This is a genomic window from Kineosporia sp. NBRC 101731, from assembly GCF_030269305.1.
Taxonomy (GTDB): domain Bacteria; phylum Actinomycetota; class Actinomycetes; order Actinomycetales; family Kineosporiaceae; genus Kineosporia.
Genome location: NZ_BSTC01000005.1, coordinates 74,123 through 90,397, shown reverse-complemented (window position 1 = coordinate 90,397; position 16,275 = coordinate 74,123). Strand labels below are relative to the sequence as shown.

Sequence of the window (16,275 nt, the reverse complement as noted above, 5' to 3'; positions counted from 1 at the left end):
CGCTCTCTCCCTGCGACTCCACGGTTGACTCCGACTCGGCCACGGTTCCCCTCCCGATCCACGCCCAGGCGGCTCTGCCCGGCGCCTTTGTCGTTTCTGTGCCGGTTCAGGCTATCGCCCGGCCGGGCCGGACAGCACAGTGAAACCTCCCGAACCTGGACATGCGACCAGTGGGGTGACCGGTGAGGATCATGAGCATGAGGTCATGGATGCTCTCCTCTGGCCATCAGTTGGCACCAGCCTGACCGGCTGGCCCTCCGCGTCATCGTTCTGGGCCCTGAAGCACCCTCAGAAACCGCGCGTGAGGACGGCGACGAGGATCACCGTCACCACCAGGCTGACCATGAGTGAGCCGAAACATCCGAGACGGTTCGAGAAGAAGAGGAACATCTCCTCATGATGCCCGCCCGGGCGATTCTCGCCTCCCGGGCACGGTTAGACCCCGGGAATCGGACCGGATAGAAAGTCCCCATGACCGAACCGGATTCCTGGTGGAGCGGCGCCGTCGGCCCCGAGTGGCGCTCCCACACCTGGGCGGCCTTCAGTGCGGCCGCCCCCGAAGACCTGGTCGGCCAGGCACTGAGCTGGGCGCAGGAGCCGGCCCACACGCTCTACGTGCGATCGGCGTCGCTGCGGCAGGCCTACGGGGTGGCACTCGCGACGGCCCGGCGGGCGGCGGAGAGCATCGCCGACGAGCGTGGCTACAGCCCTCACCTGTTCGCGGTCGGGGTGCTCGACGAGCTCTCCCTGCCCGAAGACCCCGACCCGGCGGCGACCGCCGCTGCCCGGGCCAATCCACGCCGCGAGGGCTGGACGTCGCTCGACACCCGCCGGCAGTACCTCGACAACTACGCCAAACCCCTGGAACGCGCCGATCTCACGCTGCTGCGCCTGCCCCCGCGCGGTGACGCGGAGCGGGTTCTCGATCAGATCGCCGACGACCGGCGCAACTATTTGCGGCCCACGGTCCTGGCGGGAGTGGTGTTGCCACACGAGTTCGCGGCCACCTACGGCGACGGCATCGCGACCCGGTTCGGTTTCCCGCGCGGCGACGGCACACCAGCTCCGCGCCGCACTCTCACCGTACTCGACCTGGACGGCCTAAGCCCGGCCTAAAAGCAAGTCAGGTCAATCAGTTTGTCCGGACGTCCGTCTCACGTTGGGCCGAGACAGTTGTGCGCAGCACCGTGGGCCGGACACGATCGATTCGCACCCCGACCCGTCTCGGTAAGGAGTTCGAAGTGTCCCTCCCAACAATCGGAACACGTGGTTCCAGGCGCCGTAAGCCTTTGGTAGCGATGGTTTCTGCTTCACTCGTGGCCGCCGGCCTGCTGTTCGCGCAGAACGCCAGCGCACAGGAGTCGTACCAGCGAGGCCCGGCGCCCACGAATTCGAGCATCGAGGCTGCCCGCGGATCGTTCGCCACCAGCCAGGTATCCGTCTCTCGCCTTGCTGCAACGGGTTTCGGCGGTGGTGACATCTACTACCCGACCGACACCAGCCAGGGCACGTTCGGTGTCGTGGCCATCGCACCCGGCTTCACCGCGTACAAGTCGAGCATGGCGTGGCTGGCCCAGCGCCTGGCCACGCAAGGTTTCGTCGTGTTCAACATCGACACGCTGACCACGTCCGACCAGCCCGACAGCCGGGGCCGGCAGCTCCTGGCCGCGCTCGACCAGGTCACCAAGGACAGCCGGGTGAGCTCCCGCATCGACGCCTCGCGCCAGGCGGTCATCGGGCACTCGATGGGCGGCGGTGGCACCCTGGAGGCGTCCAAGAGCCGGCCGGCCCTGCAGGCGGCCATCCCGCTGACTCCCTGGGAAACCACGAAGTCGTTCTCCGGCAACCGGGTTCCGACGCTGGTGGTCGGGGCCCAGGCCGACACGGTGGCACCGGTGGCCTCGCACGCACAACCGTTCTACCGGAGCCTGCCGAGCACCCCGGGCAAGGCGTACCTGGAACTGCGCAGCGCCTCGCACTTCGCGCCGAACAGCTCCAACACCACGATCGCCAAGTACAGCATCTCGTGGCTGAAACTGTTCCTCGACAACGACGAGCGGTACCGCCAGTTCGTCTGTCCCGGGCCGACGTCCGACCTGGCCGTGTCTGAGTACTCGAACACCTGCAGCAGCTTTACTCCCTGAGCAGGGCACGCAGGGCACCTTCGGCACCGGCCAGGGAAACCTGGCCGGTGCCCAGCAGTTCCGAGAAGAGCACCGATTCCACGAGGCGTACGTAGAGGAAAGCCCGATCTTCCAGGTCGTCACCGCCGATGCCGGCCTCGCGGAAGGTCGCCGTCTGCTCCTGCACCGACCGACGCATCACGTCACCCGCCGGGGTGAAGAGCACCCTCGCGGCAATCTGCGGATCTTCCTGCATGAACGTGCGCAGCTGCACCGCCTGGTCGAGCAGTTTCACGTAGGCGCGGGTGACAGCCAGCACGCCGTCCGGCCCGCAGACCGGCCGGACCTCGTCGCGGGCCAGCTGGAAGATCCACCGGCTGATCGTCCCGAACACCATGCCCAGCAGTCGGTCCCGGCTGCCCACGGCGCGGTAGAGCGTAGCCCGGCTGATCGCCAGCTCCCGGGCCAGCAGATCCATGTCAAGGGTGGAATGACGCTGGAAGTGCACTGCGGCGCCGCGCAGTATGACCTCGGGCGCCATCACACTGCGGCTCGTGGACATATTCGTATCCCACCACATTCACAGGTCGAATGAATTGACGGCGGATCGGTTTTCGGCCAGCGGACGAATTTTCTCAAAGAAAACTTTCGCCGATCTTGAGGCGCCGATGACCTCGTCCTCCATCGTCCCCGACCAACGGGTAACCGCGCACCAGAATATCGCTCGGCGGACACCTCGAAGTTTGACCGGCGCTTGACCCACCCGCTCGCGGAGAATCCGGTTCTGCGCAGCGACGACCCCCGCCAGCCGGCCGTCTGACGGCCCTCGCACCCGCCTGGGCCTGCGGGCCCGCAACGCCCTGTTCGTGTCAGCCCCGCCGATGGAGCTCGTGAACCACGTCGCCACCGATGTCGATCACTCCAGGAGCAGCGCCTCTGACCTAGGGAAAGCTCTCCCCGGCGATCAGCGGACAATGCGCAGAACGAACAAGCTACCGTCGCGGATTGAACGAGCCGACGTCGCAGATTGAACATCTGGGGGTAGCATCCGAACGTGCCCAACCCTGATTGGATTCCCCGTCACGCCGCCCGGCAGGTCGCGGCGGCCCTGGCGGACACGCGCGTCGTGCTGGTCGGTGGAGCCCGCCAGGCCGGCAAGAGCACGCTGGTACGGGTCGTCGCCGCAGACCGTGATGCGGTGCGCCGTGACCTGGACCGGGAGCAGGAACGAGCGGCAGCCATCACCGATCCGGTCGGGTTCGTCGACTTCTCCGAGCTTCTGGTCATCGATGAGATCCAGCGCGTTCCGAGTCTGTTGCTGGCCATCAAGGCCTCCGTGGACGAGGATCCTCGACCTGGCCGGTACCTCCTCACAGGCTCCTCGCAGCTGTTCGGCATGCTCGACGCCCCGGACGCCCTTCCGGGCCGGATGGAGACGGTCGAGCTGTGGCCGCTGTCGCAGGGAGAGCTGAACGGTGAGCCGGACGGCTTCGTCGACGCGATCTTCGAGCTCGGCCCTGATCTGCATCACGAGTCGAGCATCACCCGGGCCGACTACGCCGCGAGGATCGTGCGCGGTGGCCTCCCGGAGGCCACCGCCCGGGAGAACAACCGACGCCGGGAACGCTTCCTCGACGCCTACGTCCAATCACTCATCGACCGCGATATCCGTCAGCTCTCGGAGATCCAGCACAAGGGTGCTCTCCGGCAGATGGTCCGTCTCCTGGCCGCCCGATCAGCGACCCTCATCGTGCCGGGCTCTCTGGCGTCCGAGCTGGGGATCACCAGGCCGACCATTGCCCGCTATCTCCAGGCGCTCGAGGAGATCTTCCTGATCAAGCGGGTCCCGGGCTGGTCACGTAACCTCGGTACCCGCGCGACGAGCACGCCCAAGCTGATTTTTGTCGACTCCGGGATCGCCGCCAACGAGATCGCCGCCGATGCGAGATCATTGCTGCGTCCGGACTCCCCGTTCGGATCTCTCCTGGAATCCTTCGTACTGTCGGAACTCTCGCGGCAACTCACCTGGTCCGACCGGGCAGTCAACCTCTTCCACTACCGCGACCACAGCAAGTACGAGGTCGATGCGGTGCTGGAGAGTCGTTCCGGTCAGGTCGTCGGCATCGAGGTGAAGGCGGCCTCGACCGTGAGAACCGACGACTTCCGCGGTCTACGCCGGTTGGCCGAGCGACTCGGCGACGATTTCGTCACCGGTGTCGTGCTCTACACCGGCACCGCGACACTGCCCTTCGGGGAGAAGATGCGAGCCGTTCCGGTCAGCGCCCTCTGGCAGGCCGGCGAGGCCCACGCCTGAGACCGGGCACCCGGGGGTCAGCCACCCGACACGGACATCTCCCCTGCGGGCAGGGTGCGCAGGTCGATCTCCTCGTCGGGCTGCGAGCTCGTGAGCAGCGAGGTCACCACGAACGCCACCAGGCTCACCGAAGCGGCGACCAAGGTCGCCCAGCCGTCGAGACCAGCGTCCACCATGGTGTTGTCGATATAGAAGAGGTCATTGGGGACGCCGTAGAGAGTTGGCACCAGGGCCAGCAGTACCAGCCGCACGGCGAGGCCGACACCGGCGGCGACCAGCGCCGCGGTCGAGGTGGAGCGCTTCCAGAACAGGCCCAGCAGGAAGGGCCCGGCCAGACAGGCGAGCATCAGGTCGAAGGCCAGGGTCAGCAGGATGCCGGTCTGACTCACCCGGATCGCGAGGACGACGGCCACGGCGACGACGGGGAGCATGGCCACGCGGGTCCAGCGCAGCAGCGGGTCGTGGTGGCCGGGAGCGACCTCGCGGCGCACTCCGGCGATGTTCCGCACGGCCACGGCCGACGTGGCCAGGATGGCGCCCGAGGCCGTGGAGAACGACGCCGCGACGATGCCCGACAGCGACAGGATCGCCAGGATCACGGGGGCGTGATGGTCGAGCAACTGGTAGATGATCGGGCCGTTCTCGCTGGTCAGGCCGAGCGCCGAGACCGAGGTCAGGGCGATGAGCGACCACAGCACACCGACGACGGCCGTCGCGCCGGCCCCGATGAAGCACGCCTTCTGCGCCGCGGCCGGGCTTTTCGCCGCGAAGATACGCTGCATGAAGTCGATGGCCACGAGGTCGCCGATGCCCAGGGAGATCAGGGTGGCCCAGTTCACGGCCGCTCCCTGGCCGGTGTCGGTGAGCTGACCGAGATCGAAGGGCCCGAGCCCGTCGGGAATCGCGATGCCGTACTCGTTCGCGACCCAGACGAAGAGCACGACGGTGGCGATCCCGGTGATGACGGCCTGGATCACGGCCGTGTAGGCGTCGGAGAACAGCCCACCACCGATCGTGTAGGCCAGCACCAGGCACACGGCCAGCACCACGCCGGCGTCGTACGACATGCTGGTGAAGGTCTCCATGAGAAAGCCCATCGCCACCAGGTTGCCCGCGAGCAGGATGGTGAAGGCGAAAACCATGAGCACCGACGACACCACCTCGACGGGCCGGTTGTAGCGCCGCGCGAAGAAGTCGCCGAGGGTGAAGAGCCCCATCTGGTTCATCGGCCGGGCCAGGAACAACCCGGCCAGCAGCAGGCAGACCGCAAGACCCAGCGCGAGCGAGGCCCCGGCCCAGAACCCGTACGTCGCACTGAGGTCCGTGTTCCCGACCGTCGCGTTGCTGTCGACGGCGGCCGTGGTCAGGGCGACCGCGACCAGGGGCACCCCGAGCTGGCGCCCGGCCACGAGATAGTTGGCGCTGTCGCCGTCGACCTTGCGGGCCACGGCTATGCCGACGACCAGCACGATGAGCACGGACAGTCCGACACCAGCGGTGATCACGGGCAACTCCTCGGTCAGGCGGATCTGACGGGCGACTTTCGATCAACCGACAGATAACCCGGCCCGAGTTACGCGCAGACGACCCGGATGCGCACAATCTCGTTAACCGGCGAGCTCACCTGCCCTGGCGCGGTGGCCACGAACGTTTTTCCGGGCCCGTTCGTGATCCATGCGGACCGTTCCGGGGAGGCAGGGGACCTCACGGCCGAAGATGCCAGACTGCGACCCGAAGAATCGCAGAAACCGCAGAACAGGATGACCACATCGATGAATGTCCGGCAGCAGCTCCAGGAGCTGGAGCGGTACTACGACGCTGTGCCGCGAATGAGCGCCCGCACCGAGGATTTCGGTCCGCTCACCTTGTTCGTGCGCCAGGCGGCCGGTGGTTTCCCCTTCTACGCCCGCCCCACGGTCGGCAGCCGGGAAACCGTGACGGTGGAACATGTCCGCGCCGTGCAGGCCCGCCAGCGTGAACTCGGCCTGGCCGAGACTTTCGAGTGGGTGGCGGAGAACGCCCCCGGTCTGAGGTCCGTCGTCGAGGCCGCGGGCCTGCACATCACTCAGTGCCCACTCCTGGTGCTCGCCGAGGCCGGGGCCGGGACCGGGACCGGGACATCGCCACTTCCAGTCGCACGGGTACTGGACGCCGACAGCACGGTACTGCCCTCCGCGATCGCCGCCCAGCGACTGGCCTTCGCCGGTGGCACGGCCGGCCTGCCCGAGCTCCTCGAAGAGAGCGCGAAGGCCGAGGCCGACGGCACGGTAGAGCACTCCCGGATGCGAATCCGAAAACAAGCAACAGTTTTCACAGCAGTGGACGAGGAGACCGGCACCGCCGTCGCCGCGGGCCAGCACAACCCCCTCGACGGCGTCACCGAGATCGTCGGGGTCGGCACCCTGCCCTCGCGACGCCGCGAAGGACACGGCGCGGCCGTCACCTCAGCACTGGTGGCCGATGCCACCGAACGCGGGATCGGGACGGTCTTCCTCTCCGCCGCCGACGAAGACGTGGCGCGCATCTACCGGCGCCTGGGATTCCGGCAGATCGGTACGGCCATGATCGTCGAGTAGCAGCCCCGGCGCGAGAATCACCCCATCAGCGGCGCCCCCTCCCCCTCCGGTTCGTGATCAGGCGAAGAGGCGGTGGGGGCCAGGGCGTGGCATTCGATGGACTGGCAAGTAGGTGAGAGCCTCGTCCCTGGATCCAGTGATGTGGGGGAAGCATGCCTGTGCCCGATGCGCTCAGATCGCCGTTGTCCCGACGAGGGGTGATCCAGCTCGGGCTCGCGGGAGCCGCGCTCGCCGGTAGCGCGCGACCCGGCGAGGCGGCACCACCCGAAGGAGCGACCGGACCGATCTGGGCGTTCTCGCAGTCGGTGTACTTCGCGGGCAACCGCACCGTGCGCCTGCGCCGACTGCACAGCCTGGCCACGGGCGACATCTTCTACACGACCAGCGCCGCCGAGTTGGTCCCCGCCGGATACACCGACGAGTCGGACGAACATCCCGCCTGGGTCTACTCGGTGACCGACCCCGCGCTCGCTCCCCCGGACTCCGACCAGCTCCTTCGCCTGTGGAATCCCCGCCTGCGGGCGCACTTCTCCACGACGAGCGAATCGCTGGCCCGCACCGCCCAGCGGGAGCGCTACGAACTCCAGGCCGAGTACCCGGCCCCGTACGTCCCCCGTTCCGCCCCGGACTCCCCGCATGCCGTCACCGTCCCGCTCCCGCCGCTGCGCCGCCGGCGCTGACCGACCCTTCCGAGGCTCCGATGCAGACACACTTCTACACGACCGACCCGGCGGAGAAACGGGCCCGGCTGGACCAGGGCTACCGCGACGAGACCGACTCGTCCGCAAGCATGTTCGTGTTCAGCCGGCCAGTGCTCCACGTCGGTATCCGCACCACACCGCTCTACCGGCTGCGCCACCGCCGGACCGGCGACCAGATCTACACGGTCGACCGGGCCGAGGCCACGCAGCTGCTCGGGCGGGCGAGGTACATCGACGAGGTGCGGCTGGACTCACTGTGGGTCTTCCGGGCGAGCAGCCCGAAGTCTGCTCCGCCCGATGCGGTTGCGCTGTACCGACTCTGGAACAGGAGAGCACGCGCCCACTTCTACACCCGCGACCGGGCCGAGGCCGACCACGCCGTGGCCGAGCTGGGCTACCGGATCGTGCCCCAGCAGGCCTACGTGCTGAAGAGCCCGGCCCTGGCCGAGGGCATCACCGCCGTGCGTTTACACCGGCTGGTCACCGGCGACGACTGAACAGATGAGCGATCTCAGACGCCGACGCTCAGGTGCGGGAGCGAAGGGGCTCATCTACAGCCTGTGACGTGAGCGCAACCGTTCACCGACCGGCCTGCGCGACAGCACTTTCCACCTCCTCGGAGAAGAACTCCCCCGGGTCCAGGTCGAGGTGCGCGAACTGACCGGCGACCTCCAGGCTGACCACGCCGTGCATGCGCGTCCAGAGCACGGTCGCCAGGCGGAGCGGGGCCCCGCCCTCGGTGGACCCCAGCAGTTCGGCAGCGACCGTGGAGAGCACCGTCAGAGTGCCGAAGGCCGTCTCGAACGTGTCCATCGGCGCCTGGTAGCCGGGCACCGGCGTGCCGAACAGCAGCAGGTAGCGATGCGGATCGGCGAGCGCCCAGGCCCGGAAGGCCTCGGCCATCTGCCGTAGCCGCCGGTCCGGTGGCAGGGCGGCGCCGCTGGTGGCCGCCTGCTCGATGGCCTGCGCCAGGTCGGCGTAGCCGTCCCGGATCAGGGCGGTGAGCAGGGCGTCGCGGTTGGCGAAGTAGCGGTACAGCGCCGGCCCGGTCATCCCCATCTGCCGGGCGATGGCACTCAGCGAGATGCCCGCCGACCCGGACTCGGCGAGTTGCAGCATGGCCAGCCGCTTGATCTCGTCCGTTCCCTCACGGCGGTAGCGCTCGCGCCGGTTGCCCGGTGACCCCGTCATCGATGGACCCTTCCCCTTGCTCGTGATGACAGTGTACTTTCGTAACAGGGTCTAACTTTTGTTAGATGTGTTCACGGCCGAGGAGGAGCCATGTCCGAGACGACGGTGGTGCTGGGGGCGGGCAGCGGACTGGGCGCCGAGATCGCCCGTCAGCTCGTCGAGCAGGGCCGGCCGGTGCGCGGTGTCACCCGCAGCGGGGCCGGCCTTCCGGACGGCGTGGAGAACCACCGGGCCGATCTCCTGGACCGCTCGGCCGCGATCGCCGCGTGCCGGGATGCGTCCGTCATCCATCTGGCCACCAACGTGCCCTATCCCGACTGGGTCGACCTGTTCCCGGCCATGGTCGACAACGCGATCGCGGCCGCCGAGGAGACCGGCGCCAAGCTGGTGTTCGCCGACAACCTGTACTGCTACGGCCCGGTCGACGGGCCGTTCGACGAGCAGACCCCCGAGCGGCCGGTCGGCCCCAAGGAGAAGCTGCGGTCCCGCCTGGGACGCACGCTGCTCGCCGCGCACGCCCAGGGCCGGGCGCGGGTCACGCTCGGGCGCAGTAGCGACTACTACGGCCCCGATTCCCGGACCTCGCTGCCGGACGAGATGATCATCGAGCGTCTGGTGCGGGGCCGCAACCCCCTGTGGTTCGCACCCCGCGAACTCCCCCACACCTTCGCCTTCTCCTCCGACACGGCGCGGGCGCTGATCGTGCTGGGCGACGACGAACGGGCCGACGGCCGGGCCTGGCACACCCCCGCCGCCCCGACCCTGGCGGTCTCCGCCTTCGCCGCGCTGGCGGGCGAGATCGCCGGTACGCCACGCCGGTTCATCCGCCTACCGGCACTGACCCCACGCGCGATGTCTCTGTTCGACCGGAGACTTCGCGGGTACTCGGAACTCGACCACCAGCGCACCCGGCCGTGGATCGTCGACCACTCGGCCTTCGTCCACACCTTCTCCTCGTTCTCGGTGACGAGCCACGAGGAGGCACTGGAACAGACCATCGCCTGGTATCGCGCGCACCACTGAATCGCTACCGGCATCGACAGGGCATCGACAGGGCATCGGGTCTCACCCGACCCGGTTCATCACCAGAAACCCATGAGCAGGACGAATCCGCCGACCAGCCCCACGACGACCACCACCGTCACCAGCACGATGGCCGTCACGATGCTGATCGCTTCCCACGAGGGACGCGGGCCACCGGAGGACGCGGGTGGTTGCGGTGGAGGGGTCCGGTACGGGTTCAGTGGATCCGGGATCCGGCCGTCGTCAGCCACCACTGCTGTTCCCCGGTTTCGCGGTCTCGTGCAGCAGACACGATCCGTTCACGGCCAGCGTGGTGTTGCCGTAGTCGCCGAACTCCACGGTGGCGTCCTGACCGTTGCTGATCGTGATGGCCCGGTCCTGGGGGGCGTCTCTCAGCTCGTTGACCACGGTGAAGCCGTACTGGGCGGCGATGTCGATGAGCTTCTGCTTGGCCTCCGGCCAGGCCGCGTCCGGGGTGCTTCCCTGCGCGTAACCGGCCTCGAAGGTGCCCGATTCGGCTGCCTCGATCTTCTGGAAGGGCGGGGCACAGATGCCGGAGCTGACCTCGGCCGGCTCCTTCTGCGTCCATTTCAGGTCGGGAGCCAACTCGTCGAAGACCCCGCGCATCTCGGCGAGCATGGCCAGGTAGTCCTTCGAGCCCTGTTCGTACGAGGGTCGCGACTGCAGTTCCTTCTCGGCGTCCGCCTGCGACATCGACGCGTTCACGCTCTCTCCTCCTCCGTCACCACACCCGGCCACGGCCAGGGCGGTTGTCAGGGCGATGGTCAGGGCAGCGACGACGCTGCCGGTTCGTCGAGCCCGTGGCCCACGCTTCATCAATCTCACCGCAGACCGCCCGGATCGCCCATCGCAGCCCGTTTGAGCTGCTCGTAGATACTGCCGACGCCCTGACGCACCTCGTAGCTCTTCTCCGCCGCCCCGGCGGCCACGTCGGAGAACCCCTCGGCGACCTTCTTCGCCCCGGCCTCGGCCAGGTCCACGGCCGAGTCCTTTACCTCTACCAGTTCCTCGCCGATCTTCTCGCCCAGGCGCTCGCCGATCTCGCCGCCGGGCCCCAGGGGGTTGGTCACGCCGTCCCGGAGGATCTCGCCGAGCGGGACGTTGTGGTCGCCCTCCACGACCCGGTCTTCCTGACCCGCGACGAGCGACTGGAGGTTGTGCTGGCTGGTCGTGCCCTCGTTGAGGTACGAGGTGTGCAGCGTGATGCCCGAGAGCTTGCCCTCCTGGGCGTCCTGGACCTCGTTGGTGTCCAGCTGCACCACCCCGTCCATCTCGCTCGGGTCTTTTCCGAAGCGTTGCAGGTCGCCGACCCCGTCCCAGTTGGCCTCCTCGTAGAAGACCTTGCCCGAGGGAACTTTCAGGTCGTTCACGTCGTCGACGCCCAGGCCCGGCGAGCCGAAGAAGGCCACCCGGTCCACCCCGGTGTTGGCGTGCTGCAGGGCGTACCCGGTGGTGGTGGAACCGTAGGAGTGCCCCAGCGCGGTGATGTCGGCATGGTCGTTCTTGATGTTGATGCCCTGGTAGAACTCGGCCAGGCTGTCGCCGCCGGTACGGGCGCTGTTGGCCATGGCCACCGAGTCACCGTCGAAGTCGGTCAGGCTCTCGGCCGAGATCTGCGGGGCCTGATACCCCAGCCAGGTCACCATGGCGGCGTCCTCGCCGGCGGTCGCCGGGTCGCGGTTCAGGGAACGCTCCGCACCCAGCCGCATCTTTCGCATGTCCTCGGCGTAACCGTCCATATCCTGCACGGTCGAGGTCAGGCCGGGTGTGAAGACGCCGACATGGTCTGCGGTGTCGGGGTTCCCGTTAGAGATGATGGCCTGGGCCCGCTGGTTGCTGATGTCCAGGCCGAGGATCATCGTATTGTCCTGCTTCCCCAGACGATCCACCGTGTCCAGCGAGTCACGCTTGTCCTCGAGCTCGCCGATCGCCTTCTCCAGGGCCTTCTTCCGGTCCTCGTCGTCGGGACCGAGCCCGGCGAGCTCGTTCTTGAGCGACCAGAGCTGATCCTTCACCTGCTCCTGGTAGACCGGCAGCAGGGCGGTGTTGGCCGCATCGAGGACGTCGGCGGGCAGCCCGTTGCGGTTGTTGATCCAGTCCGGGTGATCCTTGAGGATCTCCGCCTTCTCGGCCTCCGTGAGACTGTCCCACCAGGCTTTGTTCTGCGCCGGCTTAGCGTCTTTCGCCGGCTGGCCGTAGAGGTCGGCAACGCCGGCGTTCTCACCGCGCAGCGCCGCGTCGTCCGGGCTCCGGTAGTCGTACCGGGCCAGCGCACCGCTCATCACCTGGCCGTTCAGCACCTGGGACAGGTCCTGATCGACATCCCCGGCGCGGCGCACCGCCTCCGCGACGTACGCGGCGCACTCGTCCACCAGGAGCGAGCGCGCGTCGCGGGCCAGTTCCTCGTCGTGCTCGGTCGCGTAACACATGGTCAGCCCGCGCACGTCCTGCACGTTCGTCGCGGTGATCTCCAGGCCGTTGTCCGCGGCGAACTGCTCGGCCTGCTTCACCGCCCGCTCGACGTCCACGACCCCGTCCGACGCGTCCAGCAGCCCCCGCCGCACCGCGGCCACCTCGGCGATCCGGTCCTCGAGCAGTTCCTTGAGCTGATCCAGTTGTTCACGGGCTCCGTCGGAGGCCGTACCGCTCCAGCTCGGCGGCGCCACCTTGCTCAGCCCGTCGCCCGTGTCGATCAGCTGATCCTCGATGTCACGCAGCTTCGCCGCCGCGCCCTCCAGGTCACTCGACCGCCAGTCGCGCACCTGTGCCCAGGCCGCGCTCACCGCTTCCCACCCTGCGATTTCATCATGAGCCCCTCCCATAATCGCAGCCCAGAGGGTACCAAACGCCCAAGTGGCACCTCAGGTGATCATCGAGTTACTCAGGGTCATATCGCCGGGCAACGAGGTGGTTCATCTGCCGTACACCGCCGGCCTTGCGACCGTCCCCTACGCTCGCCGCCCATGAGTTCCTCCCTCGTTGCCGGCCTCATCGCGGTGCTGGCCGGCATCGTGGTGGCGCTCGACCATTTCCACGTCATCCACCTCTGAGCCCCGGCTGCGCCGGAAATGGACCACGCGCAAGGGACCTTCGGCTTCGGTCGGAACCTCGAACCCGTCGAAGTACTGCGCTGCCATCTCTTCACTCAGCACCGCGTCGTCCGCGTGCGCCCCGCGCCGGTCCCGCACGCGCTCTAGAACGGTTTCGCGATCGGTTGCCAGATAAATGGTTTCGGGAACCACGCCGAACGGCTCCAGCAGGCCGCGGTAGTCGTCACGCATCGCCCGCGACCAGAACGAGAAATCCAGGACGACGTCGCGGCCTTCCGAAACCAGCCACAAAAGTCTCTCTTTGAGTTCGCTCTCGACCTCGGCACGAACCGGCCCGGGTGGCAGCGCCCCCGGAAGCCCTCGCCGCCACAGCTCGACATCGAACGAGAGCCGCACCATCCCCCGCTCCTCCAGGCGCCGGGCGAACGTCGACTTCCCTGATCCGGCCGGACCACACATGAAGACCACGCGAGCCATGGGCGAATATCCTCTCGTCAATGCCGTGCGCCGATATCCTCTCATTGGATCTTTGGGAAGATATCAACGCACCAAGGAAGCTCAATGACGCCCGTAAATAGTGACCCCGGCACCTCCACGACCGCCGCCAGATCAGTAGTGCGATCGCCCGAGGACCTTGGAGCCTTCGTGGCCCGCCTGCGCTACGCCAACGACCTGACCCAGCAAGAATTGGCGCAGCGTCTCGGCATCTCCCGTCGATACATATATGAGATCGAATCGGGCAGACCCAACCTTTAGGCCCTACGCCTGTTCGAGATCGTCAACATGCTCGGCGCCACGATAACTGCGACCCATGATCCGGAGAATGCCTGGTCCACGGATAGCTCAGGCCGCCACAACCGCGACACCGCAGGCGGAATCCTGGGTGAAGACCCAGATCTTCGCCAGGATCTCCTGGGTCGCTGATTCGCCTTCCGCCAGGTTTCTTCGGCGCGATCAACTACCCGCCGTCAGGTCTCGGGCGGCAGCGGGGTACTGAGCGAGCAGCAGGCGGAGGCCGTCGATTCCGGTGAAGAGATACGCGCTCCAGCCGGCTGAGGTGGCGGTGGCGACGTTGCCGGGGTCGTCGTCGATGAACATCACCGACTCCGGGGTGTCCGTGCCGAGCCGGGTCAGTGCGCGGGCGAAGAAGGCGAGGTCGCTCTTGGTCGCGCCGACCTCGCCGGAGAAGATGACATCGTCGAAGATCTCTCCCAGACCGACCTTCTCGATCAGGTAGGCCATGCGGTGACGTTCCTGGTTGGTCGCCGCCACCAGCACTCCCCCGGTGCGCTGCTTCCAGGCCAGGAGCTCGTCGGCCACGGCCCGATCGAGCCGGGCGTCGTTGGCGAACCAGTAGTCCACCAGCTGATCGCCGCTGATCGCTGGATTAATCTGGGGCATCAACTGATTCATGGTCTCGCGCAGATCCCGGGCGCCGATGATGATCTCCGGCCAGTAGGTGCGGAAGAACAGCTGGCCCAGATCCTGAGGGTCAATGTCCAGATCCTCGGCGACGAAGTGATTCCAGGAGTGGTCGCCGAAGCGTTCCAGCGGGTGGACCACGACCCCATCGACGTCGACAGCCAGCACGGGCAGCATGTTTCGTCCTCTCATCGGACAGACAGTCCCAGGTCGTCAGCCATGGCGTTCAACTGCACGCCGAACCATTCCTCGCGGGCGTCGATGGCGTTGACGAGACGACTGGAGAACTCGACATTGATGGCGCCGAGGATATCCGCCGGCGAAGGCGTGCGGGCTGTCGCACCGGCCTCGCCGCACCGACCGCACCGACCGCACCGACCGCACCGACCGCACCGACCGCACCGAGCACACGGCATGTCACCGCAATGAGCTATCGGTGACGACCGGTCACTCAACGAAGTTTCTGGGATTTTGCTGAACTTCCGGCGGAACACCGGCATCCAAGATCTTGGGCGCTGAACCCCGAAAGTGTTCCGCACGCAACCTACCTGGAGTTTCTGTGAGTCCCGCACCCCGCCGTGCGCCGTCGCGACGTACGTTCCTGATCGGCGCGTCCGCCGCTGCCGTCACCGCCGGCTGCATCCCGGCTGCCCAGGAGAATCCCCCTCGGATCAGCACGCCGCCCACCTCGGCCCCCAGAACGCCCACGGCGACGAAGACGTCCGGAGGTCCCATCGGGGACGGGTCGACGGCCGACACGGGACCCCAGCCGCATCAGCCGCGCTGGAAACGATTGAAGCCGGGTGAGGTCCCGCCGCAGTTCGTGGTGTTCTCCTGGGACGGTTCGGCGAGTCTGGACAGCGGGCTGTTCCCCCGCTTCCGCCGGCTCGCCCAGGAGAACGGCGCCAGCATGACCTTCTTCCTGTCGGGCCTCTACGCGCTGCCCGAACGGCACCGCCGGCTGTACCACCCGCCCCAGCACCCGGTCGGGGCGTCGGACATCTCGTTCCTGACCACGAGGCACGTCATCTCCACCATGCGGCAGATCGGCAGAGCATGGACGGAGGGGCACGAGATCGGCACGCACTTCAACGGTCACTTCTGCGGGACCAATGGCGTCTCCCGATGGTCGGCCGCCGACTGGGACAGCGAGATCAAACAGGCCAAGCGCTTCGTCAAGACCTGGAAGACGACCACCGGCACGACCGGCGACCGCGACCTGCCACCGCTGCCGTTCGACTACGAGAAGGAACTGATCGGCGGCCGCACCCCGTGCCTGGAGGGCCAGACCCACCTCCTGCCCACCGCCGAGCGCCTGGGCTGGCGCTACGACGCGTCGTCACCCGGTGCGGCGCAGGTCTGGCCCACGAAGAAGCACGGCCTGTGGGACCTTCCGCTGCAGGCCCTGCCCTTCCCCGACGCCACTGCCGGCAAGAGCAAGCACGTGCTCTCGATGGACTACAACCTGATGTACAAGCAGTCGGGGGCGGACACCTACGGGGACCCGGCCATGTGGCCGCGGTGGCGGGCCCAGGCCCGGGACGCCTATCTCGCCGGTTTCGAGCGGGCCCACCAGGGCAACCGGGCACCCCTGTTCATCGGCAACCACTTCGAGCAGTGGAACGGCGGCATCTACATGGACGCCGTGGAGGACGCCCTGGTCGAGATGGCCAAGAAGCCCGGCGTGAAGCTGGTGTCGTTCCGGCAGTTCGTGGACTGGCTCGACGTGCAGGACCCGCACGTACTGGCCCGGCTCCGGAAGCTGCCGCCCGGCACGCGCCCGGCCCAGGGATGGAAATCCTTCCTGCGCTGACACCACCCGCGGTGATAGTTGACCCGATCGGCTGTCACCGC

Annotated in this window: 17 protein-coding genes; 9 read left to right on the top strand and 8 right to left on the bottom strand. The window is 67.6% G+C overall.

Annotated elements, in window-relative coordinates; genetic code table 11:
- The first annotated feature begins 471 nt into the window (after positions 1-471).
- Together QSK05_RS15980 and QSK05_RS15975 are read left to right on the top strand one after the other, a co-directional pair.
- Positions 472-1,116, top strand: a complete 645-nt coding sequence (locus QSK05_RS15980; RefSeq protein ID WP_285598006.1) for a hypothetical protein — start codon at positions 472-474, stop codon at positions 1,114-1,116.
- 182 nt (positions 1,117-1,298) lie between these two features.
- Complete coding sequence (locus tag QSK05_RS15975) at positions 1,299-2,144, top strand: alpha/beta hydrolase family protein (protein ID WP_352301457.1); 846 nt, start codon at positions 1,299-1,301, stop codon at positions 2,142-2,144.
- Here QSK05_RS15975 and QSK05_RS15970 read toward each other — a convergent pair.
- Positions 2,134-2,685 carry a QsdR family transcriptional regulator gene (locus QSK05_RS15970; RefSeq protein ID WP_285598004.1) on the bottom strand — a complete coding sequence of 184 codons (552 nt, stop codon included), beginning with the start codon at positions 2,683-2,685 and terminating at the stop codon, positions 2,134-2,136. The two genes, QSK05_RS15975 and QSK05_RS15970, sit on opposite strands and share 11 nt — an antisense overlap.
- 492 nt (positions 2,686-3,177) lie before the next feature.
- Between QSK05_RS15970 and QSK05_RS15965 the strand changes: the two genes are divergently transcribed.
- Complete coding sequence (locus tag QSK05_RS15965; RefSeq protein ID WP_285598003.1) at positions 3,178-4,437, top strand: ATP-binding protein; 1,260 nt, start codon at positions 3,178-3,180, stop codon at positions 4,435-4,437.
- A gap of 17 nt (positions 4,438-4,454) precedes the next feature.
- On the opposite strand, the gene QSK05_RS15960 is transcribed toward QSK05_RS15965, so the two are convergent.
- Positions 4,455-5,942 carry a sodium:solute symporter family transporter gene (locus tag QSK05_RS15960; protein ID WP_285598002.1) on the bottom strand — a complete coding sequence of 496 codons (1,488 nt, stop codon included), beginning with the start codon at positions 5,940-5,942 and terminating at the stop codon, positions 4,455-4,457.
- Between the two features lie 267 nt (positions 5,943-6,209).
- Between QSK05_RS15960 and QSK05_RS15955 the strand changes: the two genes are divergently transcribed.
- From QSK05_RS15955 to QSK05_RS15945, 3 genes are all read left to right on the top strand, one after another.
- Positions 6,210-7,013: a GNAT family N-acetyltransferase gene (locus QSK05_RS15955; RefSeq protein WP_285598001.1), complete on the top strand. Its 804-nt coding sequence runs from the start codon at positions 6,210-6,212 to the stop codon at positions 7,011-7,013.
- A gap of 152 nt (positions 7,014-7,165) precedes the next feature.
- Positions 7,166-7,693, top strand: coding sequence for a hypothetical protein (locus QSK05_RS15950; protein WP_285598000.1), 528 nt, complete (start codon positions 7,166-7,168; stop codon positions 7,691-7,693).
- A gap of 20 nt (positions 7,694-7,713) precedes the next feature.
- Positions 7,714-8,211 (top strand): hypothetical protein, encoded by a 498-nt coding sequence (locus tag QSK05_RS15945; RefSeq protein ID WP_285597999.1) that lies wholly within the window; start codon positions 7,714-7,716, stop codon positions 8,209-8,211.
- An 82-nt stretch (positions 8,212-8,293) separates the two neighbouring features.
- Here the strand turns inward: QSK05_RS15945 and QSK05_RS15940 are convergent, their stop codons facing one another.
- Entirely contained in the window at positions 8,294-8,905 is a 612-nt protein-coding gene (locus QSK05_RS15940; protein ID WP_285597998.1) for a TetR/AcrR family transcriptional regulator, read from the bottom strand.
- Positions 8,906-8,995: 90 nt separating this feature from the next.
- Between QSK05_RS15940 and QSK05_RS15935 the strand changes: the two genes are divergently transcribed.
- Positions 8,996-9,928 (top strand): NAD-dependent epimerase/dehydratase family protein, encoded by a 933-nt coding sequence (locus tag QSK05_RS15935; RefSeq protein WP_285597997.1) that lies wholly within the window; start codon positions 8,996-8,998, stop codon positions 9,926-9,928.
- Positions 9,929-9,987: 59 nt separating this feature from the next.
- Here QSK05_RS15935 and QSK05_RS15930 read toward each other — a convergent pair whose 3' ends face one another.
- The 4 genes from QSK05_RS15930 to QSK05_RS15915 all read right to left on the bottom strand — a co-directional run bounded on the left by QSK05_RS15930 (position 9,988) and on the right by QSK05_RS15915 (position 13,476).
- On the bottom strand, positions 9,988-10,179 hold the full coding sequence (locus tag QSK05_RS15930; protein WP_285597996.1) for a hypothetical protein: 192 nt from the start codon (positions 10,177-10,179) through the stop codon (positions 9,988-9,990).
- Positions 10,172-10,654 carry an LppA family lipoprotein gene (locus tag QSK05_RS15925; RefSeq protein WP_285597995.1) on the bottom strand — a complete coding sequence of 161 codons (483 nt, stop codon included), beginning with the start codon at positions 10,652-10,654 and terminating at the stop codon, positions 10,172-10,174. Before QSK05_RS15925 ends, QSK05_RS15930 begins: the two co-directional genes overlap by 8 nt.
- A gap of 116 nt (positions 10,655-10,770) precedes the next feature.
- Entirely contained in the window at positions 10,771-12,732 is a 1,962-nt protein-coding gene (locus QSK05_RS15920; protein ID WP_285597994.1) for an alpha/beta hydrolase, read from the bottom strand.
- A gap of 165 nt (positions 12,733-12,897) precedes the next feature.
- Positions 12,898-13,476 (bottom strand): P-loop nucleotide/nucleoside kinase family protein, encoded by a 579-nt coding sequence (locus QSK05_RS15915; protein WP_285597993.1) that lies wholly within the window; start codon positions 13,474-13,476, stop codon positions 12,898-12,900.
- 84 nt (positions 13,477-13,560) lie between these two features.
- Here QSK05_RS15915 and QSK05_RS36370 point away from each other — a divergent pair, with 84 nt between their 5' ends.
- Positions 13,561-13,755 carry a helix-turn-helix transcriptional regulator gene (locus tag QSK05_RS36370; RefSeq protein ID WP_352301449.1) on the top strand — a complete coding sequence of 65 codons (195 nt, stop codon included), beginning with the start codon at positions 13,561-13,563 and terminating at the stop codon, positions 13,753-13,755.
- A 198-nt stretch (positions 13,756-13,953) separates the two neighbouring features.
- Here QSK05_RS36370 and QSK05_RS15910 read toward each other — a convergent pair whose 3' ends face one another.
- Positions 13,954-14,613 carry an HAD family hydrolase gene (locus QSK05_RS15910; protein ID WP_285597992.1) on the bottom strand — a complete coding sequence of 220 codons (660 nt, stop codon included), beginning with the start codon at positions 14,611-14,613 and terminating at the stop codon, positions 13,954-13,956.
- A gap of 367 nt (positions 14,614-14,980) precedes the next feature.
- Here QSK05_RS15910 and QSK05_RS15905 point away from each other — a divergent pair, with 367 nt between their 5' ends.
- Positions 14,981-16,234 (top strand): polysaccharide deacetylase family protein, encoded by a 1,254-nt coding sequence (locus QSK05_RS15905; protein WP_285597991.1) that lies wholly within the window; start codon positions 14,981-14,983, stop codon positions 16,232-16,234.
- Positions 16,235-16,275: the final 41 nt, after the last annotated feature.